Annotated in this window: 22 protein-coding genes; 14 read left to right on the top strand and 8 right to left on the bottom strand. The window is 52.5% G+C overall.

All coding sequences use genetic code 11. From position 1 onward, the window contains the following. Positions 1-126 precede the first annotated feature (126 nt). The 6 genes from pyk to ppa all read left to right on the top strand — a co-directional run bounded on the left by pyk (position 127) and on the right by ppa (position 5,160). Positions 127-1,569: a pyruvate kinase gene (gene pyk / locus LG200_RS11160; RefSeq protein WP_226757705.1), complete on the top strand. Its 1,443-nt coding sequence runs from the start codon at positions 127-129 to the stop codon at positions 1,567-1,569. Positions 1,570-1,728: 159 nt separating this feature from the next. Beyond that, complete coding sequence (gene fba, locus LG200_RS11155; RefSeq protein ID WP_226757704.1) at positions 1,729-2,775, top strand: class II fructose-bisphosphate aldolase; 1,047 nt, start codon at positions 1,729-1,731, stop codon at positions 2,773-2,775. A gap of 115 nt (positions 2,776-2,890) precedes the next feature. Further along, positions 2,891-3,310 carry a phosphate-starvation-inducible protein PsiE gene (locus LG200_RS11150; RefSeq protein ID WP_226757703.1) on the top strand — a complete coding sequence of 140 codons (420 nt, stop codon included), beginning with the start codon at positions 2,891-2,893 and terminating at the stop codon, positions 3,308-3,310. Positions 3,311-3,334: 24 nt separating this feature from the next. Beyond that, entirely contained in the window at positions 3,335-4,231 is an 897-nt protein-coding gene (locus tag LG200_RS11145; RefSeq protein WP_226757702.1) for a phosphoribosylaminoimidazolesuccinocarboxamide synthase, read from the top strand. A gap of 44 nt (positions 4,232-4,275) precedes the next feature. Then, positions 4,276-4,530, top strand: coding sequence for a YkvA family protein (locus tag LG200_RS11140; RefSeq protein ID WP_319004562.1), 255 nt, complete (start codon positions 4,276-4,278; stop codon positions 4,528-4,530). 102 nt (positions 4,531-4,632) lie between these two features. Next, positions 4,633-5,160: an inorganic diphosphatase gene (gene ppa, locus LG200_RS11135; RefSeq protein ID WP_226757701.1), complete on the top strand. Its 528-nt coding sequence runs from the start codon at positions 4,633-4,635 to the stop codon at positions 5,158-5,160. 71 nt (positions 5,161-5,231) lie between these two features. Here the strand turns inward: ppa and LG200_RS11130 are convergent, their stop codons facing one another. From LG200_RS11130 to LG200_RS11115, 4 genes are read right to left on the bottom strand one after another with little or no spacing between them, the layout of a single operon-like run. Then, positions 5,232-6,044, bottom strand: a complete 813-nt coding sequence (locus tag LG200_RS11130) for an ABC transporter permease (RefSeq protein ID WP_226757700.1) — start codon at positions 6,042-6,044, stop codon at positions 5,232-5,234. Further along, the gene (locus LG200_RS11125) at positions 6,044-6,802 is read right to left on the bottom strand and encodes an ABC transporter ATP-binding protein (protein WP_226757699.1); all 759 of its coding nucleotides are present in this window, start codon (positions 6,800-6,802) and stop codon (positions 6,044-6,046) included. Before LG200_RS11125 ends, LG200_RS11130 begins: the two co-directional genes overlap by 1 nt. Further along, positions 6,799-7,590: a sulfite exporter TauE/SafE family protein gene (locus LG200_RS11120; RefSeq protein WP_226757698.1), complete on the bottom strand. Its 792-nt coding sequence runs from the start codon at positions 7,588-7,590 to the stop codon at positions 6,799-6,801. The genes LG200_RS11125 and LG200_RS11120 overlap by 4 nt, the downstream gene beginning before the upstream one ends. 50 nt (positions 7,591-7,640) lie before the next feature. Continuing rightward, positions 7,641-8,057 (bottom strand): DciA family protein, encoded by a 417-nt coding sequence (locus tag LG200_RS11115; RefSeq protein WP_226757697.1) that lies wholly within the window; start codon positions 8,055-8,057, stop codon positions 7,641-7,643. 25 nt (positions 8,058-8,082) lie between these two features. Between LG200_RS11115 and LG200_RS11110 the strand changes: the two genes are divergently transcribed. The 7 genes from LG200_RS11110 to LG200_RS11080 all read left to right on the top strand — a co-directional run bounded on the left by LG200_RS11110 (position 8,083) and on the right by LG200_RS11080 (position 15,717). Then, entirely contained in the window at positions 8,083-8,961 is an 879-nt protein-coding gene (locus tag LG200_RS11110; RefSeq protein ID WP_226757696.1) for a M23 family metallopeptidase, read from the top strand. Positions 8,962-9,068: 107 nt separating this feature from the next. Next, a complete protein-coding gene (secA, locus tag LG200_RS11105) occupies positions 9,069-11,795 on the top strand; it encodes a preprotein translocase subunit SecA (RefSeq protein ID WP_226757695.1) in 2,727 nt (908 codons plus the stop codon). 14 nt (positions 11,796-11,809) lie between these two features. Next, a complete protein-coding gene (locus LG200_RS11100; protein ID WP_226757694.1) occupies positions 11,810-11,992 on the top strand; it encodes a DUF1289 domain-containing protein in 183 nt (60 codons plus the stop codon). Positions 11,993-12,238: 246 nt separating this feature from the next. Continuing rightward, a complete protein-coding gene (argJ, locus tag LG200_RS11095) occupies positions 12,239-13,468 on the top strand; it encodes a bifunctional glutamate N-acetyltransferase/amino-acid acetyltransferase ArgJ (RefSeq protein ID WP_226758244.1) in 1,230 nt (409 codons plus the stop codon). A 25-nt stretch (positions 13,469-13,493) separates the two neighbouring features. Continuing rightward, on the top strand, positions 13,494-14,369 hold the full coding sequence (locus LG200_RS11090) for an ATP-binding protein (protein ID WP_226757693.1): 876 nt from the start codon (positions 13,494-13,496) through the stop codon (positions 14,367-14,369). Continuing rightward, positions 14,366-15,301: a Nudix family hydrolase gene (locus LG200_RS11085; protein ID WP_226757692.1), complete on the top strand. Its 936-nt coding sequence runs from the start codon at positions 14,366-14,368 to the stop codon at positions 15,299-15,301. The genes LG200_RS11090 and LG200_RS11085 overlap by 4 nt, the downstream gene beginning before the upstream one ends. Positions 15,302-15,330: 29 nt before the next feature. Then, positions 15,331-15,717, top strand: a complete 387-nt coding sequence (locus tag LG200_RS11080; RefSeq protein WP_226757691.1) for a hypothetical protein — start codon at positions 15,331-15,333, stop codon at positions 15,715-15,717. A 22-nt stretch (positions 15,718-15,739) separates the two neighbouring features. Here the strand turns inward: LG200_RS11080 and LG200_RS11075 are convergent, their stop codons facing one another. The 4 genes from LG200_RS11075 to LG200_RS11060 are packed head-to-tail and all read right to left on the bottom strand — an operon-like array spanning position 15,740 to position 18,225. Then, the gene (locus LG200_RS11075) at positions 15,740-15,943 is read right to left on the bottom strand and encodes a DNA gyrase inhibitor YacG (RefSeq protein WP_404809810.1); all 204 of its coding nucleotides are present in this window, start codon (positions 15,941-15,943) and stop codon (positions 15,740-15,742) included. Then, a complete protein-coding gene (gene zapD, locus LG200_RS11070) occupies positions 15,931-16,689 on the bottom strand; it encodes a cell division protein ZapD (protein WP_226757690.1) in 759 nt (252 codons plus the stop codon). The genes LG200_RS11075 and zapD overlap by 13 nt, the downstream gene beginning before the upstream one ends. A gap of 53 nt (positions 16,690-16,742) precedes the next feature. Next, the gene (gene coaE / locus LG200_RS11065) at positions 16,743-17,351 is read right to left on the bottom strand and encodes a dephospho-CoA kinase (protein WP_226757689.1); all 609 of its coding nucleotides are present in this window, start codon (positions 17,349-17,351) and stop codon (positions 16,743-16,745) included. Position 17,352: 1 nt separating this feature from the next. Further along, entirely contained in the window at positions 17,353-18,225 is an 873-nt protein-coding gene (locus LG200_RS11060) for a prepilin peptidase (protein WP_319004560.1), read from the bottom strand. A 147-nt stretch (positions 18,226-18,372) separates the two neighbouring features. Here LG200_RS11060 and LG200_RS11055 point away from each other — a divergent pair, with 147 nt between their 5' ends. Continuing rightward, positions 18,373-18,693: a hypothetical protein gene (locus LG200_RS11055; RefSeq protein ID WP_226757688.1), complete on the top strand. Its 321-nt coding sequence runs from the start codon at positions 18,373-18,375 to the stop codon at positions 18,691-18,693. The last annotated feature ends 1 nt before the right edge of the window (position 18,694 follow it).

Below are 18,694 nucleotides of genomic sequence, written 5' to 3'. Positions count from 1 at the left end.
GGTAAAAATCACTGGCCATGGTGTTGTCGTTTCCTTGTCATTCCCATGGCACAAAATATGCACGATTCCTGCTGGATGCTGTCAGGGTTATGATGAATCCCTGAGAAATCGCTAGGAAAGGCAGTCATGGCATTACGAAAAACCAAGATAGTGGCTACGTTGGGCCCTTCTTCCAGTGAGGAAAGTATCCTGGAGCGGATGATTGATGCCGGGGTGGATGTGGTGCGGCTCAATTTCTCGCATGGCACAGCGGCGGATCATATTGCGCGCGCTGAATTGGTGCGCGATATTTGTCGCCGTAGTGGCAAGCCGGTAGGTATCTTGTGTGATTTACAAGGCCCCAAAATTCGCATAGGCAAGTTTGAGAATGATCGTATCCTGCTCAAGGTGGGGGACCCGTTTATCTTGGATGCGGCTTGCAAGCTGGGTAACCAGCAACGAGTGGGGCTGGATTACAAGACGCTGCCTTCAGAGGTGACGCCAGGCGCGGTGCTGCTGCTGGATGATGGGCGCATCGTGTTGCATGTGGACGATGTCAAAAATGCCGAGATTTTTTGTACGGTTACCTCAGGCGGCATGCTCTCCAACAACAAGGGCATCAACCGGCAGGGCGGCGGGCTTTCAGCGGCAGCACTGACGCTGAAAGACAGGGAGGACATCCTCACTGCAGTGGCGCTGGAGGCGGATTATATTGCAGTGTCTTTCCCTAGAACGGGTGCGGATATCGAGATAGCGCGCCAGCTGGTAGTGGATGCGGGAGGACATGCTGCCATCGTGGCCAAGATAGAGCGTGCAGAGGCAATTGATGCATTGGAGGAAATTATTGATGCTTCCGATGTGATCATGGTGGCGCGTGGTGACCTTGGCGTGGAGGTCGGGGATGCTGCAGTGCCTGGACTGCAAAAGCGCATGATCCGCATGGCACGTTTGCGCAACAAGCTGGTGATTACGGCCACCCAGATGCTGGAGTCCATGATCAGCAATCCCATCCCGACTCGCGCTGAGGTTTCTGATGTGGCCAATGCCGTGCTGGATGGCACTGATGCGGTCATGCTCTCGGCAGAAACCGCGGCGGGGCATTATCCGCTGGAGGCCATACAGGCCATGCACCGGGTGTGCATAGAGGCAGAAAAGGAATATGACAGCCAGCACCTCAAGCAACAGGTCAATGATGAGTTTGGCTTCATTGATGAAGCGATTGCCATGGCGGCTATTCATGCGGCGGAGCACTTGAACGTCAAGGCCATTGCTGCTCTGACCAAGTCGGGCTCATCCGTCACGTGGTTGTCACGCTCCAATACTAACGTGCCTATTTATGCGCTGACTACAGAGCGTAACACTAGGCGTAAACTCACTCTATATCGAGGTGTCTATCCTTATCACATAGAGCAGCCGACCAATGACCTGAGCCATATACTCTACGATGCAGAGGAAACGTTGCTTAGGCTGGGGGCAGTGAAAAAGGATGACCTCATGATGCTGACCTTTGGAGAGCCCATAGGCAAGGCCGGCGGCACTAATACCTTGCAGATCGTGAAGGTGGGCGAGCATAGGCGGGAGCACCCCTAGAGCTCTTGATGTTTCTTTTGCAACTCGTCGGAATAGTGTTGATGGATAGGCCATAGTCTATTGCCCAGGTTTACAGTGCTGACTGATATTGAAATCTATTAGGAGACTATTCAAAGTGCAGCAAGCGTTGGCTTTCATGCAGCAGGATAGGAAAACGCCATGGCGTTGATCAGCCTGCGTCAATTGCTGGATCATGCCGCTGAGCATGGTTATGGCGTACCTGCCTTCAATATCAATAACCTGGAACAGGTGCAGGCGATCATGCAGGCGGCAGATGCCTGTGATAGCCCTGTCATCCTGCAGGCTTCTGCGGGAGCCAGGAAATACGCGGGTGAGGCCTTCCTGCTCAAGCTGGTTGAGGCTGCCGTGCACAGCTACCCCCATCTGCCCGTAGTCTTGCATCAGGATCATGGTGCCTCTCCCCAGATCTGCCTTCATTCGATTGAGACAGGCTTTACCAGTGTGATGATGGACGGATCATTGCTGGAGGATGCCAAGACGCCTGCCAGCTATGAATACAACGTGATGGTGACTCAGACCGTGGTGCAGGCTGCACATGCGGTGGGTGTTTCCGTTGAGGGGGAGCTGGGAGTGCTGGGTTCCCTGGAAACCGGTAGGGCCGGCGAGGAGGATGGGGTTGGCGCAGAAGGCGAGCTTGATATGTCCCAGTTGTTGACCAGCCCGGAGGAGGCCGTGGATTTCGTGGACAAGACTGGCGTGGACGCCCTTGCCATTGCCATCGGTACCTCGCACGGCGCTTATAAATTTACTAGCCCGCCCACTGGTGAAACGCTGTCGATTGCCCGCATACGCGAGATTCATCAACGCCTGCCCAATACTCATCTGGTGATGCATGGGTCATCTTCCGTGCCGCAGGAGTTAGTGCAGATAATTAACCAATATGGCGGTGATATCCCGGAGACTTATGGCGTGCCCGTGGAGGAGATTGTCAAAGGTATCCAGAACGGAGTGCGCAAGGTCAATATAGATACGGACTTGCGTATTGCATTTACTGGCGCTGTGCGGCGTTTTCTTGCGCAGGAGCAATATCGCAGTGAGTTTGATCCGCGCAAATTCCTGCTGGAAGCGACCAAGGCCATGGGCATATTATGTCAGGAACGCTTTGAAGCCTTTGGCTCTGCCGGGCATGCCGCTGCTATCAGGCCCTTGCCACTTGCTGACATGGCAGCAAGATACAGGCAGTGATGAGACAGCGCTGTTTCTACTACATAAAATATCTGTTTGCCGGCTTTTCCAGTCATCTGTCGTTGGCAGCCATCAGGTATAATCCTGCCATTATCAGCCCTGACAGACTGTCAATATGCAACCCAACAAATTCAGCAAGATGGGCCAACACGGCATAGGCTTTATCGAGCAGGCCATGCTGGTGTTCATTACCCTTGCCACTATCGTTGCCACCGGCCAGGCAATGGTACATATCTGGGTGGCGGGTGCTGTGACCGTGGCGGATTTACTGCTGCTGTTCCTTTACCTGGAAATCCTCACCATGCTCAATCATTACCTGGGTTCAGGCAACCTGCCAGTCAGGTATCCGCTGTATATCGGCATCATCGCGCTGGCGCGTTACCTGGTGCTGGATATCAAGGAGCTTGAAGCCTGGCGTATCTTTGCAGTATCAGCCTCGGTTCTGCTGATCGCCGTTGCCATCCTGGTGGTGCGCTATGGGCATGTGAAATTTCCGTATTCCGATGGTCCTGAGCAAGATCATCATTCAAGATAGTAATTAGAGATAAAGGTAATTGCTTTGACTAAACCCCTTATGCAATCAAGCATCAAAAGCCTCAAGCTGATCAATCAGGGCAAGGTGCGTGATATATACGATATTGATGCAAACCACATGCTGCTGGTGGCAAGTGACCGCCTGTCAGCATTTGATGTGATCCTGCCTACGCCTATCGAAGGCAAGGGTGCTGTCCTGACCGAGATTGCCAATTTCTGGTTTGAAAAGCTCAAGCACGTAGTGCCTAACCACCTGACCGGGATTGATCCTGACAGCGTGGTGACTGATCCCGCGGAAAAATCCCAATTGGGCAGCCGCGCACTGGTGGTGAAAAAGCTCAAGCCATTGCCAATTGAGGCCATCGTGCGAGGCTATCTGGCAGGTTCCGGCTGGAAGGAATACAAGGCCAGCCAGACTGTATGCGGCATCAATCTGCCCGCCGGTCTGCAAGAAGCCGCCAAACTGCCCGAGCCGCTGTTTACGCCATCCAGCAAGGCAGAGGTCGGCGATCATGATGAAAATATCACCCTGGAAAAATGTGCCCAGTTGCTGGGACAGGAGCTGGCAGACAAGGTGGCCCGCATCAGTGTGCAGCTTTACAGGGAAGCCGCTGAGTACGCATTGACGCGTGGCATCATCATCGCTGATACCAAGTTCGAGTTCGGCCTGGATGACCAGGGCAATCTTTACCTGATTGACGAAGTGCTGACGCCAGATTCTTCCCGCTTCTGGCCTGCAGACCAGTACCAGGTGGGCAAGAATCCGCCCAGTTTTGACAAGCAGTATGTGCGTGACTGGCTTGAGTCCACGGGTTGGGACAAGACGCCTCCAGGCCCTGAGCTGCCTGCGGATGTGGCAGCCAAGACCGGTGAAAAATACCGTGAAGCATTCGAGCGCCTGACCGGGAAGTCTATCTCCTGAGTCAGCTAAAGCAGATAGCGCAGCGCCTCAAGACCGAGCTGGCAGTGTATCGGCTGGTGCTGCGTCATCCGCAAACGCCCTGGCTGGCGAAAGCCTTGCTGGGGCTGGCAATTGGATATCTCTTGTTGCCGTTTGACCTGATTCCCGATTTTATCCCGGTGCTGGGTCAATTGGATGACCTGGTGATTGTGCCGGGCCTGATTTACCTGGGGTTGAAATGCGTGCCTGAGTCCCTGATCCAGGAGTGCAGGCAGCAGGTGGCTGCTGCCAATCTGGCACCTACACCAGCACAGGACTGATGCCGGACATGTGCGGCAAAGATGATGTTCATGGCTGATTTGCGCTAAAATCCCGCGTTATCAATAAATATACAACCAACGAACTCATATAAGGATTGAGCGATGTCCCTCTGTAATGTGCCGGCAGGCAAAGATATCCCTAACGACTTTAACGTCATCATCGAAATCTCCATGCGTGGCGAGCCCATCAAGTTTGAAGTGGACAAGGATTCCGGCGCGGTCTTCGTTGATCGCTTCATGGGGACCTCCATGCATTATCCATGCAATTATGGCTATATCCCGCAGACTCTGTCTGAAGATGGGGACCCGGTGGACGTGCTGGTGATTACCCCTATCCCATTGCAGCCGGGTGTAGTGATCCGCTGCCGTGCCATTGGCGTATTGACCATGGAGGATGATGGCGGCGTGGATGCCAAGGTGCTGGCTGTACCCGTAGACAAGATTTGCCCACAATACAAGGACATCAAGTCCTATCAAGACATTCCTGAGTTCCAGCTGGCGCCTATTGCCCACTTCTTTGAACACTACAAGGACCTGGAAAAGGGCAAGTGGGTCAAGGTTGGCGAGTGGAAGGGTGTTGACGAAGCCAAGGCTGAAATCGTGGCCGGCGTTGAACGTCACGGCAAGTAAGCCAACACTCACGTCTTTAGACGTACAATAAAAACGGCGCTTGAAGCGCCGTTTTTATTGTCATACTCGCTTTACTCCCCTACTTGCAGTAGCAAGCCTTTTTTCCTTGCGGTATGGAAATAGCCCAGGAAAATGGCGATGCCTATGCCCAGGTAAAGGATATTCAACAGGGCTGCCCATTGCATATGAGCGATATTGAGTGTGTGGTGCAACAGCAACTCGCGCATACCTTCAAATACATGACTGGCGGGCAACGCCCAGGCGATGGGTTGTAACCAGCTAGGCAGGATGGCTACGGGGTAATAGATGGCGCATAGTGGTTGTATGGCAAACACGCTGACCCAGGCAATGCTTTCAGCTCCCATGCCATAACGCAGGACAATGCCCGAGACAATCAGGCCTATGGCCCAACCCATGACGATGAGGTTGAGGAAGAAGGCAATGAGCGGCAGGCCGATGTCGTAAATGTTGTAGTGGAACAGCGGGATGGCAATCAGGGTGGCGCCGCCAATGCCAATCAGGGTCCGGATCAGGCTCATGAGCAGGAGCGAGGCCACCATTTCATAGGGGCGCAATGGGCTGACAAACAGGTGACCCAGGTTGCGTGACCACATCTCCTCCATGAATACCAGGGCAATGCCCAACTGGCCGCGGAACAACACATCCCAAAGCAGTACGCCGGAAAGCAGAACGCCACTGGCCTGGGCGATGAAGCTGCTGTTGTTCTGCAGGAACAAGGTGATGAATCCCCACAATATCATCTGCACTGTGGGCCAATACACCATTTCCAGCACGCGCGGCCAGGATGAGCGCATGAGGTAAAGGTGGCGCAAGGCGACTGCCCCTATGCGCCGGATAGAGAAGTGTACGTCTTGCGCCGCCATCAGTTCAGCTCCTTATGGCGTGCAATATCTATAAAGACTTCTTCCAGATTGGTCCTGCCGTATTGCTCAATCAGTGCCTGTGGGGAACCACTATCCACTACCTGGCCCTGGCGGAGCATGATCACATCACTGGCCATGCGTTCGACCTCTGCCATGTTGTGCGAAGCAAGCAATATGCTGGCACCGGTACGTTGCTGGTACTGTTCAAGATAAGTACGGATGGAGTCTGCGGTATCCGGATCCAGGGATGCAGTGGGTTCATCCATCAGCAAAAGCTCGGGCTCATTCAACAATGCCTTGGCAAGCGATACGCGGGTTTTCTGCCCGGCAGAAAGCTGGCCGTATTTCCTGTCCAGCAATTTGGATAGATTCAATGCTTCTGCAAGTTCCTCTATACGCTGTTTGAGCTGCGGCAGCCGGTAAAGGTGGCCGTAAACGGTGAGATTCTGCCTGATGGTGAGCCTTTGTGGCAAATCCACATAAGGTGACGAGAAGTTCATGCGATGAAGCAAGCGATAACGATGCTGCAGCATATTCTCACCCAATATCCTGATCTTGCCGCTGCTGGGCAGCAACAGGCCTAGCAGCATGGCAATAGTGGTGGTCTTGCCTGCGCCATTCCCACCTAACAGGGCGGTGGTGACGCCTCTCCTGGCCTCGAAGCTGAGGTTGTTGATAGCACACACCTGATCGAAGTGCTTGTATAGGCCTGTGACTTCAATCACGTTGTCGCTGCTGACTTGGGGACTGGTCATCATAACAGGCTCCAGAGCATTTTGAGTCCAACGATGTAAAGCAATAAGGCAAACAGCCGCTTAAGCACAGGGATAGGTAGTTTATGAGCAAGGTAAGCGCCTATAGGTGCTGTCAGTATGCTGGTCAGCGCGATGCCTATAAACGCCGGTAAATAAATATAGCCCATACTGTAAGCGGGAAGTGCCGCCCCAGAATATCCTGCCAGGATGAAGCCCGCTGTACCAGCAATGGCGATTGGCAGGCCGATGGCCGAGGAGGTACCTATGGCATATCGTGCATTGAAATTGCAGTAGATCAAATACGGGACTGAAACCGAGCCGCCGCCTATACCTACCAGGCTGGAAATCACACCGATCAGGCCGCCCATGAGGGAGATGCCGGCCTTGCCGGGTAATTGCCGGTGGGCAGCGGGGGTAAAGTTCATGATCATCTGGGTGGCGATCAGCAAGACAAACACCGCAAAAACAGTTTTCAGGATAGCAGTATTCAATTGCCCTGCGAGCAATGCGCCCAGTATGGTGCCGATCACGATGCCCGGGGCAATGCGCTTGACCATTGTCCAGTGCACATTCTGTTTCTTGTGATGCGCACGCGCCGAGGAGATTGAGGTCAGGATAATGGTAGCGAGCGAGGTGCCCAGGGCCATGTGCATGACATGTTGTTCGGGAAAGTGTTGCGCAGTGAAGATGAATACCAGTATCGGTACAATGACGGTGCCACCACCTACTCCCAGGAGTCCCGAAAGAATACCTGCCCCTGCGCCTGCAATAAAGTAGAGTAAAAATTCCATTAGTAGAGCTACAAAAGATCCATGATGACGGGTTGGTTGATATGACTGAATCAGCGGCGTCTTGATAGTCTCGCTATTGCGTCGCCGAGGGCTGATCCCTTCAGATCCTCGGCAAGTTTTTCCAGGCTGGCCGCGGCTACAGGGCTGATAACTCGCAGTTTTTTGCCTGGTTTTGCCGGGGAAGATTTGACTTGCACTTCCACCCGAATTGAAGTAACTTCAAGCCCTTGTTTTTGCAGTCCAACCATCAGGCTGGGCAACAATAATTTGATTTTGGCAGCCACGGCACCGTTATCGGCATATACCGTCAACCGCTTATGGCCGATGCTCCCTGCCTGAGTGTATGGTTTGAGTGGAGCCGGTACCACAGCGTTCCATTTCTGTTGCGACAGTGTCAGTTTTTCTGCCTGTTCCGACAAGGCTGCCAGTTCGGCATTTTCAGTAAAAAGTGCGCTAATGCGGAGCATGCCGGAAATCTCCCGAGGGGAAGCAATGAACATAATTTTTGTTTCAAACAGCATGGCAAGACCGAGGATAGTTTCCTTGAATCTGCTATTGCTTGCGATAGCGTTTTTCAGCCTGGTGCCAGCAGCGCTGGTCTGGGCTTTTATTGTGCCACATGGTGGACATGAGCACCAAGGAGTAAAAGCCCAGTTGCCGACAACATTGAAGTTTGTTTCGGCCACCGAGCAGGAGCATATTGATGCTTTGGCGATGCAGCTGGGAGAGGTTCAGGCCAAGGTGATGCGCCTGGATGCCCTGGGTGCAAGGCTATCTTCTCTTGCTGGTGTCAAGGAAAGTGAGGGCGACATTCTGCCACCTGGCAGGGGCGGCCCAGCCGTGGATGCCTATGGCATGTCAGAGCAGGAGCTTGGGGAAAGGCTTGCTGAACTGGTGCGGGATATTGATGTCCGGAGCGAAAAGCTGAGCATGTTGGAAGCCTTGATGTTGCAGAAACGCCTGAAGGCGGACACTTTGCCCAGTACCATGCCTACCGATGTTGCGTATAACTCCTCAAGTTATGGCTGGCGTGTAGACCCATTTTCCGGACAAATGGCTTTTCATGAAGGCCTGGATTTTGTAGCCGAGAATGGCACGCCTGTGTATGCTTCTGCTGATGGAATTGTAACGGCTTCTGAGCAGACATCCGACTATGGTAGAATCGTGAGGATTGACCATGGCTCAGGCTTGGAAACCCGGTATGCGCATGCGTCCGAGTTGCTGGTAAGGGCTGGTGACCGTGTAGAAAGAGGGCAGATGATAGCCCGTGTTGGCAGCACAGGTCGTTCCACTGGCGCCCATCTGCATTTTGAGGTGCGATTGAACGGGGCTGCACTTGACCCACGCAAGTATCTGCAAAGTATGAAGTAAGTATTTAAAACGATTTTATTAAGTGTTTTTTTGTAATTATCCTTAATTTCTCAATTATCAAAGCTAACCTAGAGGTTTCCGCGTAGGCGGAAAATTGGTGTCACTTCATGTTATCCGCGCTGTTCAAAAAATTCTTCGGTAGCCGTAACGACCGGCTGGTAAAACAATATGCACAGAACGTCCGTGCCATCAACGATCTTGAAAGTACCATGCAGGCACTGACGGATGAGCAGTTGCGTGGCAAGACGGAAGAATTCAAGCAGCGATACCAGCAGGGTGAAGGCCTGGAAAAGCTCTTGCCTGAGGCATTTGCCGTAGTTCGTGAGGGTGGGCGTCGGGCATTGAACATGCGCCATTTTGACGTACAGCTGATTGGCGGCATGGTACTGAATGCTGGCAAGATTGCAGAAATGCGCACAGGCGAAGGCAAGACGTTGGTAGCTACGCTGCCTGCCTATCTTAATGCGCTGACCGGCAAGGGTGTGCATGTGGTTACCGTCAATGACTACCTGGCGCGCCGTGATGCCGAGTGGATGTCCCGCCTCTACAATTTTCTTGGTCTGAGCGTTGGTATCAATCTCTCTCAGATGCCGCATGATGAAAAACAGAAGGCGTACGCAGCTGATATCACTTACGGTACCAACAATGAATTCGGTTTTGACTATCTGCGCGATAACATGGTATTCACAGCAGAAGAGCGTGTGCAGCGCGGCCTGAATTATGCGCTGGTGGATGAGGTTGACTCCATCCTGATTGATGAAGCCCGTACCCCTCTGATCATTTCCGGGCAGGCCGATGACAGCGTAGACCTCTACCTGCAGATGAATGGCATTGCCGCCAAGCTGGTGCGTCAGAAGGAGGAGGAAGGCGAAGGCGATTTCTGGGTGGATGAAAAATCGCACCAGGTATTGCTTTCCGAACAAGGCCATGAGCATGCCGAGGCACTGCTGGCCGAAGCCGGCCTGCTGCCAGAAGGCAGCAGCCTCTATGACGCTGCCAATATCAGCCTGGTGCATCATATGTATGCTTCGCTGCGTGCGCAGGCACTTTATCATCGCGACCAGCACTATGTGGTGCGCGATGGCGAAATTGTCATTGTCGATGAATTTACCGGCCGCATGATGGCTGGCCGCCGCTGGTCCGATGGTTTGCACCAAGCGGTTGAGGCCAAGGAAGGAGTGACCATCCAAAAGGAAAACCAGACCCTGGCTTCCATTACCTTCCAGAATTTCTTCCGCATGTACGGCAAGCTGTCAGGCATGACAGGTACTGCCGATACTGAAGCCTACGAATTCAACCAGATCTACAGTCTGGAGACGGTCGTGATCCCTACGCACCGAGGCCTTCAGCGCAAAGATCATATGGACAAGGTTTACCGTACCGGCAAGGAAAAGTATGCGGCGGTGATCGAGGATATCAAGGAGTGCCAGAAGCGTGGTCAGCCGGTACTGGTGGGCACTACCTCGATTGAGAATTCCGAACTGATTTCTTCCTTGCTGGACCAAGCCAAGCTGGAACATCAAGTCTTGAATGCCAAGCAGCATGAGCGTGAGGCGCATATTATCGTCCAGGCTGGCCGCCCAGGGGTAATTACGATTGCCACCAATATGGCTGGCCGTGGTACAGACATTGTGCTTGGTGGTAACCCTGAACCTGAAATTGCGGCAATCGAGCAGGATGAGGCGCTAACCGAAGCCGACAAGGCCGCCAAGATCGCGGCTGTTAAGGCTGAATGGCAAGTGCAGCATGATGCCGTGCTGGCGGCGGGCGGCTTGCATATTATTGGTACCGAGCGTCATGAGTCACGCCGTGTGGATAACCAGCTGCGTGGCCGTTCAGGTCGCCAGGGTGATCCTGGTTCCAGCCGTTTCTACTTGTCCCTAGAAGACCAGTTGCTGCGTATTTTTGCATCGGACCGTGTTTCTGCCATTATGGAACGCCTCAAAATGCCTGAGGGTGAAGCGATTGAGCATCCATGGGTGACACGTGCCATCGAAAACGCGCAGCGCAAGGTTGAGGGCCGCAACTTCGATATACGCAAGCAATTGCTCGAATATGATGATGTATCCAATGACCAGCGCAAGGTCATTTACCAACAGCGCAACGATTTGCTGGAGGCGGCGGATGTGGGCGAGACCATCTCTGTCATGCGCGAGGATGTGATTCAGAATACCGTGACCACCTATATTCCTCCGCAAAGTCTTGAAGAGCAGTGGGATGTTGCCGGTCTTGAGAAAGCGTTGCAAGCTGAATTGGGTCTCGAGATTCCATTGCAGAAAATGCTGGAGGAAAATCCCAACCTGCATGAAGAAACCTTGCGTCAGCATATCCAGGATGCGGCTGATGCAGCATACAAAGCCAAGGAAGAGCAGGCTTCTGCTGGTGTGATGCGCCAGTTTGAGCGTGCTGTCATGTTGCAAAGCCTTGATAACCACTGGCGTGAGCATCTCGCCGCGCTTGATCATTTGCGCCAGGGTATCCATCTACGCTCTTATGCACAAAAGAACCCCAAGCAGGAATATAAGCGTGAAGCATTTGCCTTGTTCTCCAATCTTCTGGATACCATCAAGAGAGAGGTAACGCAAGTGACCATGCTGGTCAAGGTGCAGAGCGAGGCGGACGTGGAGGCGGTTGAGAAGCCAGTGGAGCCTGAAAATGTGCAATATCAACATGCCAGCTATGGTGAATCTACAGAGGATGAATCTATTGAAGATGGTGACGCCCGGGTGGCGATACGTCCTTTCGAGCGCGATGGCAACAAGGTTGGCCGTAATGATCTGTGTCCTTGCGGATCAGGCAAGAAATACAAGCAATGTCACGGTAAGCTGAGCTAAAGAGAATTCTGGCAATGAATGCCGATGTGGTGGTTTCTCCCTGTGTTGGCGTTTGCCTGATTGGCGATGAGCATGGTTTTTGCGAGGGGTGTTTCCGCACGATTGATGAAATCCGCGGTTGGCGTGCCATGGGAAATGCTGAGCGCAAGCAGGTAATTGAAAAAGCCAGTGCCCGTGAAGCCGAATTACTGAGTTAGTGTCAATGACAGCAAAATGAAAAGGCCGGGATTCCGGCCTTTTCATTTTGTTCCTAGTTTACGTTTGTGCGCCATATTGCTACTGGTCTTGCTTTTGAGGATGTGGGTACCGTTTCAATCCAGAAGGTCAATGCTGCATCATGCCAGCCTTTAATCCCTTGTTTAAGCAGGTGATGACCTGTTTGCCAGCATCAATCGCCAACTGAATACGGTAGAATCAATCTTTTGTCACTCTTTATACCTATCATGCCAGTCAATCTCGTCGCGCCTGATGCGCAATCTCTCTTAAAAGTACCTGGTGTCAAACTGGGCATTGCCAAAGCTCATATCCGCAAACCTGATCGCAAGGACATGCTGGTGATGTTGCTGGAAGAAGGCAGCCGGGTGGCAGGCGTGTTTACCAAGAATCGTTTTTGTGCTGCTCCCGTCACCTTGTGCAAAGAGCATCTGGCACAGCCTGATGACATCCGGGCATTAGTGGTCAATACCGGGAACGCCAACGCGGGTACTGGCGATCAAGGCATGCAGAATGCGCGTGCTACCTGTGTGGCACTGGCTGATTTGTTGCAGATCAGGGCCGAGCAAGTGCTGCCGTTTTCCACTGGCGTCATCCTGGAGCAACTGCCCATGGAGCGTTTGGTTGCAGGCTTGCCGCAATGTGTAGCTGACTTGCAGGAAGACCGCTGGCTTGATGCCGCTGAGGCCATTATGACAACGGATATTGTGTCCAAGGGCACTTCGCGTCAGATCATACTGGGTGGCAAGCAAGTCACCATCACGGGGATTTCCAAGGGTTCCGGCATGATTCACCCCAATATGGCAACCATGCTTGGCTATATCGCGACAGATGCCGCCATCAGCCAGGCTGCATTGCAATCATTGATTGATTATGCCGTGAATCGCTCATTCAACTGTATCACGGTGGATGGAGATACTTCCACCAATGACTCCTTGATCCTGATTGCAACAGGCAAGGCAGATAACAGCGAAATTGGCGACATTGCCAGCGCTGATTATCTGGCGTTGCGTGATGCCATGACAGAGGTTGCTGTTGAACTGGCGCAAGCGATTGTGAGGGATGGTGAAGGTGCCACCAAGTTCATGACCGTTCAGGTGGAAGCTGGCCGTGATGAAGATGAATGCCGCAAGGTGGCCTATGCCATTGCACATTCACCTTTGATCAAAACCGCATTCTTTGCCTCTGATCCAAACCTGGGCCGCATTCTTGCCGCAATTGGCTATGCAGGGGTGGATGATCTTGATGTCAACACGATGCAGCTCTACCTGGGAGATGTACTGGTGGCTGAACATGGTGGCCGGGCAATAAGTTATGTGGAAGCGCTCGGTGCCGCTGTGATGAAGGAAGCTGAAATTACAGTGCGGGTGGTGTTGAATCGCGGTCAGGCTGGTGTCACAGTCTGGACCTGTGACTTTTCCTATGACTATGTGCGCATCAACGCAGATTATCGCAGTTAACTAAAGATAGGATTTTTTCTGGCAGATGGCTGATTTTGAACAATTGATTGAGCGGGCTGAGCGTGTGCTTGCCCGCCTGGAGAGTTTCCTGCCGCCCCCGGTGAGCGAGCCTGACTGGTCGGCGATTGCCTGGCGTTGGCAGCATGTGAATGGTCGTGGCTTTTTACAGGTTGTACCACATCCACACCATATCCAGCTGGATGACATACGAAATGTCGATGAGCAGAAGGCAGAAATTGTGCGCAATACCGAGCAGTTTGTGCATGGATATCCGGCTAATAATGTCTTGCTGACCGGAGCCAGGGGGACTGGCAAGTCTTCACTTGTTAAGGCCATCTTGAGCCGTTTTTCTGAACGGGGCTTGCGCTTGGTGGAGGTAGACAAGCAGGATCTGGTAGCCCTGCCAGAGATCGTCAGCTTGCTGCGCAATCGCCCGGAACGCTTCATCGTGTTTTGTGATGACCTTTCATTCGAGTCCAGTGACCCTGGCTACAAGGCACTCAAGGTAGTGCTGGATGGCTCTATTGCGGCGACCTCAGATAATGTCCTGGTATATGCCACATCGAACCGGCGTCATCTCATGCCGGAGTTTATGTCTGAAAATCTGCAGGTGCAGCATGATGGGGGTGAGATCCGTCCTGGAGATACGACAGAAGAGAAAGTATCCTTATCTGAACGCTTTGGTCTCTGGCTTTCATTTTACTCATTTAGCCAGGATGAGTATCTGGCTGTCGTCCAGCAGTGGCTGCAACATTATGGCATCCAGGAAATGCCGGAGCAGACCCGGGCAGATGCCTTGCTGTTTTCGAATACACGCGGTGCACGCAGCGGGCGTGTGGCGTACCAGTTTGCCCGGGACCATATTGGCCGTAGTGCACTTGCCGAGCAATTGAAATCATGAAGATAGTGAATGCTGCAGTGGCTATTCTGCGACGCGATGATGGTTGTGTATTGCTGGCGGAAAGACCTGAGGGCAAGCCATGGGCTGGTTGGTGGGAGTTTCCAGGTGGCAAGATAGAGGCAGGCGAAACTGCATTGCATGCCTTGCAGCGGGAGTTGCGGGAAGAATTGGGGATTGAGGTAAAACAAGCTTTTCCATGGCTCACGCGCAGTTTTGAATATCCTGACCGCCATGTCCGGCTACATTTCTTCATTGTGCGGGAATGGCACAATGAGCCACAGGGATGTGAAGGCCAGGTATTGAGCTGGCAATCCCCGGCAGGCCTGACGGTTAGTCCGATGCTGCCAGCAAATGAACCTATTTTGGCGGCATTGAACCTGCCGCCGATCTATGCAATTACCAATCTGCAAGAGTTGGGAGAGTCCAGGTTTTTCGCTGGTCTGGAACGTGCATTGGACAGAGGGTTCGCCCTGATCCAGGTGCGCGAGAAACATCTGGAGCAAGATGCATTGGAGCAATTTGTCAGCCATGTGCTGCGAAAAGCACGACCTTACCAGGCGCGCGTGTTGCTGAATGGCAGTATTGATATTGCCAGGAAGCTTGGGGTGGATGGTGTGCATCTGTCATCAGACAGGTTGTTGGCGCTGGAGAGCAGGCCTGAGGGCTTGCTATGTGCTGCCTCATGCCATTCCCAGCAGGAGTTGGATAAGGCGGGACAGCTGGGGCTGGATTTTGCCGTGCTTTCCCCGGTACAGCATACCCTGAGTCATCCAGGCGCACAGGTGTTGGGGTGGGATGGTTTTGCCCGGATAGCGGGCGGCAATGCCTTGCCGGTATATGCCTTGGGAGGATTGCAGTTGTCTGACATGGGACAGGCCTGGGCGCATGGCGCACATGGCCTGGCCATGCAACGCGCAGTGTGGGCGGAATGATGCGCTTGCGACATGCAGGGATGGTTTTATTGCTGACATTGATTGCCATCGGCGGTTGGTGGTTGCTTAAACCTGCTATACCGGCATTCGAAGAGCTAGCATGTGCTGATATTGTTCGAGGCTGCGGCAATGCGGGGATATTTGTGCAGGCTGATCAGGCGCCCAGAGTCATGCAGCCGTTCGAGTTACGTATCAAGGTAGGTGAGGCTCAGGCAGTGCTAGCAAAATTCGATATGCGCGATATGCAGATGGGTTTGAATCAATACAGGTTCGTACGCCAGCAGGATGGTGACTGGCTGGCCAAAGTGACATTGCCGGTATGCATGAGCGGGCAAAGTGACTGGTTGATGAACCTGGAGCTTGATACTGCCAGCGGTAAGCGTTTTTACCAACTGGGGTTTACTGCGAATCCTTAATAGGAAGCCGCCTGATAATGGATTATTCCGTGTCGTCAGGAATATCTTCTGGTTTTGCAGTATCCGGAATCCGGTAGTTTTCGCTTGCCCATTGCCCAAGGTCTATGAGGCGACAACGTTCAGAGCAGAATGGCCGGTATGGATTGTTGCTGGAATATTCGGATAATTCGCCACATTGAGGGCAGGAAACCAGGCGTTTCTTTGTAGAGGTATTTACAGGTTGCACAGTGTCAGCGAGAAGTTGATGTCTGATTCGCAGGGCCGAGGTCTTTGCGCATTGTCCAGACTGTTGAATCGAATATTGATAGCGTATTTGTTGGCACTGACTTCTGGAAAGCATGGCAGGTCGTCATGGATTTCCACACGCAGCATCTGGGCCGGCTTGGCTCCTCCCAGCATTTGCTGGTAAGCGCCATTATTTGCAGTCAATGAAGTGGTGGCCCCACTGCCGCGTAGGATATGCAGGATGATGCGTATGGCATCATATAGCGGCATGAGCGGGCTTAGCCAGAAATTCAGGTCATTTTGCCTGCGGGTTTCACTCAGGCCTAGCCAGTAGTGATATGAAGGCAGGTCGAACTCACAAACGCCGCCAGGAATAACCGAACGTTGCTTGATGCTCATCAGCCATTCATTGTCGCGCAGGGTTTGGCCGAGTTTTCCAGGGGTGTTGCGCAATGGTTTGGCTGCCGACTCTATATCGGTGACCAGGTCGTTGAGGACTTGCTCTTCAATCGAGGGATTGCCGCGCAGGTTGTTCATCACCATTTTTTGCCTGTCCAGTTCCTGCAGCAGGTCAACTTTCAGCTCGGCCCGTTCAATCACATCCAGAATCTGGAAAATCGAGAGCAATGCACAGTGGTGATGGAACTCATGTTCCCCTTCGATATTGTGCAAGACCTTGATAAACAGGTCTTCTAGGCGCAGCAGGGTACGGATACGTTCGTTAAAAGGGTAGTCGTAGCTGGGCACGGGCTTCTCGAGGCTGAGCAACTAGGATATTAAGTTGTGGTGGATTATGAGATTTATTCGCTAACTATGCAAGCCTGAATGAATTTTTCATGTATCTGCAGAATTTTTGCCTCTAGTTCATCCAAGGTGCCGTTATTGTCGATAATGTCATTTGCCAGTGCGCGTCTAAAGCTTCTGGATGCCTGGGCTGCAATGATGGAGCGCACCATTTTCTCGGAAAAGCCGTTTCGATTGGCAACACGGCTGATCTGCTTGTCTTCATCGCAATCTATGAGCAGTGTGCGATTTACAATGCCTTCATAGCGGTTGGATTCGAAAAACAGCGGAATGGCCAGGATCTGATATGGTGCATGATTGTAGCTGTCCAGCTCTCGCAGGGCCTCGGTGTGTATGGCTGGGTGAAGGATGGATTCCAGTAGCCTGCGGTCTGCGTCATTCGAGAAGATACGATCACGAATCTTGCCTCTATCCATTGCGCCATCAGAGGTGACATATTCCTGGCCAAAGGCTTCAGCAATCTTTGCAACCAGGGGTTGACCGGCGGCAGTGAGCTTGCGTGAAATGACGTCCACGTCTACTACCGGTACGCCAATGTTGGCAAATATTTTTGCAGCTTCACTTTTTCCAGCGCCAATGCCACCGGTGAGTCCAACAACGTACATGTTAAGTTCCTAAATACAATTGCGATAACTGTTTGCCAAAGAATAGTGCTGCCATCCCGCCCAAAGCCAGATAAGGACCAAAGGGCATGGGCTTGCTGCGCCCGTGTTTGGCAAAGACAATCAGGATTATGCCGATTATGGAGCCCGCAAGGGATGATAATAAAATGACAGCCGGAAGAAGTTGCCAGCCAAACCATGCTCCCAGGGCTGCCAGTAGCTTGAAATCGCCATACCCCATGCCTTCCTTGCCAGTGACCAGCTTGAAAAGCCAGTAGACCGACCATAGGATAAGATAGCCTGCTATAGCACCTGCGACAGCAGATTGCAGATCGGTGAATCCAGTGTGGAAATTGTAAAGCAGGCCTATCCATAGCAAGGGCAGGGTGATGTCATCAGGGAGGAGTTGTGTGTCCAGGTCGATAAATGTGAGTGCGATCAGGGCGCAAATCAATATCCAGCTTGCCACGGCCATGCCCGAGTATCCGAAATGCCAGCTTGCCAAGCCTATCAGGATGCCTGTGACAGCTTCTACCAGTGGATAGCGCAGGCTGATAGGTGTTTTACAGCCCCTGCATTTGCCACGCAGGCAGAGATAACTGATGACGGGAATGTTTTCCACTGCCGTGATCTGGTGTCCGCAGTGCGGGCATGCTGAGCGCGGCTTGACCAGATTGTAAGCTGCCTGGCTTTCTGCGGTTGTGCCTTGCAGTTCCGCATAATTGCGCTGCCACTCCATTTCCATCATGCGCGGCAGGCGATGGATGACGACATTGAGGAAACTGCCAATCATTAGTCCCAGTAATACCGAAAAGCCGATAAAAAAAGGTGGATTGTCACGCAGTAGAGTGAGGAATTCAAAAATAAAATCAGGCATAAGGATGTCATTAGTAAACTTTTCGCATCATCCCACCGTTATATAAGTATGGCAACCGCATCGGTGAAAGTTGCCATATAACCTTGAAATAAGGAAAACCGCCGCCAACTAAGCGTTGAGTGATAACTAACCTGAAAGGAAACGCAAATGATAGAGACTGGAACTCAAGCAGCATGGGATGCTCCTGTTGTTTGCCGTGTGGAAGTGGATTTGTCGGGTTGGTTGGAGCAATTGACAGGCCGGGCAAACTGGGAAGTCTATGAGGAGTCCGAGGATGAGACTTACATGAGCTTTGCCATGAGACATGGTTTGCAGCATGCGGAGGTAACGCTTTATCACAATGGCTATGCCATGGTGGACGTGGATGGTGAGTCTTTATTTGATGGAGCCTTGACGCCAGCAACTAGCGAGTGCGCCCATTTGAGCTATTACCGTGCTGATAGCGGGGACTTGATTACACTTAACTAAT

This window comes from Methylobacillus caricis, from assembly GCF_020532705.1.
Lineage (GTDB): Bacteria > Pseudomonadota > Gammaproteobacteria > Burkholderiales > Methylophilaceae > Methylobacillus > Methylobacillus caricis.
Note: the sequence above shows the minus strand (reverse complement) of the source record. Positions and strands in the feature narration are given on the sequence as shown.

Excerpts from the sequence above, each read along its gene's own strand:
- argJ (WP_226758244.1), top strand. The coding sequence starts at position 12,239 with ATGCCAGTCAATCTCGTCGCGCCTGATGCGCAATCTCTCTTAAAAGTA.
- LG200_RS11120 (WP_226757698.1), bottom strand. The coding sequence starts at position 7,590 with ATGGAATTTTTACTCTACTTTATTGCAGGCGCAGGGGCAGGTATTCTT.
- pyk (WP_226757705.1), top strand. The coding sequence starts at position 127 with ATGGCATTACGAAAAACCAAGATAGTGGCTACGTTGGGCCCTTCTTCC.
- fba (WP_226757704.1), top strand. The coding sequence starts at position 1,729 with ATGGCGTTGATCAGCCTGCGTCAATTGCTGGATCATGCCGCTGAGCAT.
- coaE (WP_226757689.1), bottom strand. The coding sequence starts at position 17,351 with ATGTACGTTGTTGGACTCACCGGTGGCATTGGCGCTGGAAAAAGTGAA.
- ppa (WP_226757701.1), top strand. The coding sequence starts at position 4,633 with ATGTCCCTCTGTAATGTGCCGGCAGGCAAAGATATCCCTAACGACTTT.
- LG200_RS11110 (WP_226757696.1), top strand. The coding sequence starts at position 8,083 with ATGAACATAATTTTTGTTTCAAACAGCATGGCAAGACCGAGGATAGTT.
- LG200_RS11125 (WP_226757699.1), bottom strand. The coding sequence starts at position 6,802 with ATGATGACCAGTCCCCAAGTCAGCAGCGACAACGTGATTGAAGTCACA.
- LG200_RS11100 (WP_226757694.1), top strand. The coding sequence starts at position 11,810 with ATGAATGCCGATGTGGTGGTTTCTCCCTGTGTTGGCGTTTGCCTGATT.
- LG200_RS11085 (WP_226757692.1), top strand. The coding sequence starts at position 14,366 with ATGAAGATAGTGAATGCTGCAGTGGCTATTCTGCGACGCGATGATGGT.
- secA (WP_226757695.1), top strand. The coding sequence starts at position 9,069 with ATGTTATCCGCGCTGTTCAAAAAATTCTTCGGTAGCCGTAACGACCGG.
- LG200_RS11130 (WP_226757700.1), bottom strand. The coding sequence starts at position 6,044 with ATGGCGGCGCAAGACGTACACTTCTCTATCCGGCGCATAGGGGCAGTC.
- LG200_RS11115 (WP_226757697.1), bottom strand. The coding sequence starts at position 8,057 with ATGCTCCGCATTAGCGCACTTTTTACTGAAAATGCCGAACTGGCAGCC.
- LG200_RS11055 (WP_226757688.1), top strand. The coding sequence starts at position 18,373 with ATGATAGAGACTGGAACTCAAGCAGCATGGGATGCTCCTGTTGTTTGC.
- LG200_RS11090 (WP_226757693.1), top strand. The coding sequence starts at position 13,494 with ATGGCTGATTTTGAACAATTGATTGAGCGGGCTGAGCGTGTGCTTGCC.
- LG200_RS11060 (WP_319004560.1), bottom strand. The coding sequence starts at position 18,225 with ATGCCTGATTTTATTTTTGAATTCCTCACTCTACTGCGTGACAATCCA.
- LG200_RS11150 (WP_226757703.1), top strand. The coding sequence starts at position 2,891 with ATGCAACCCAACAAATTCAGCAAGATGGGCCAACACGGCATAGGCTTT.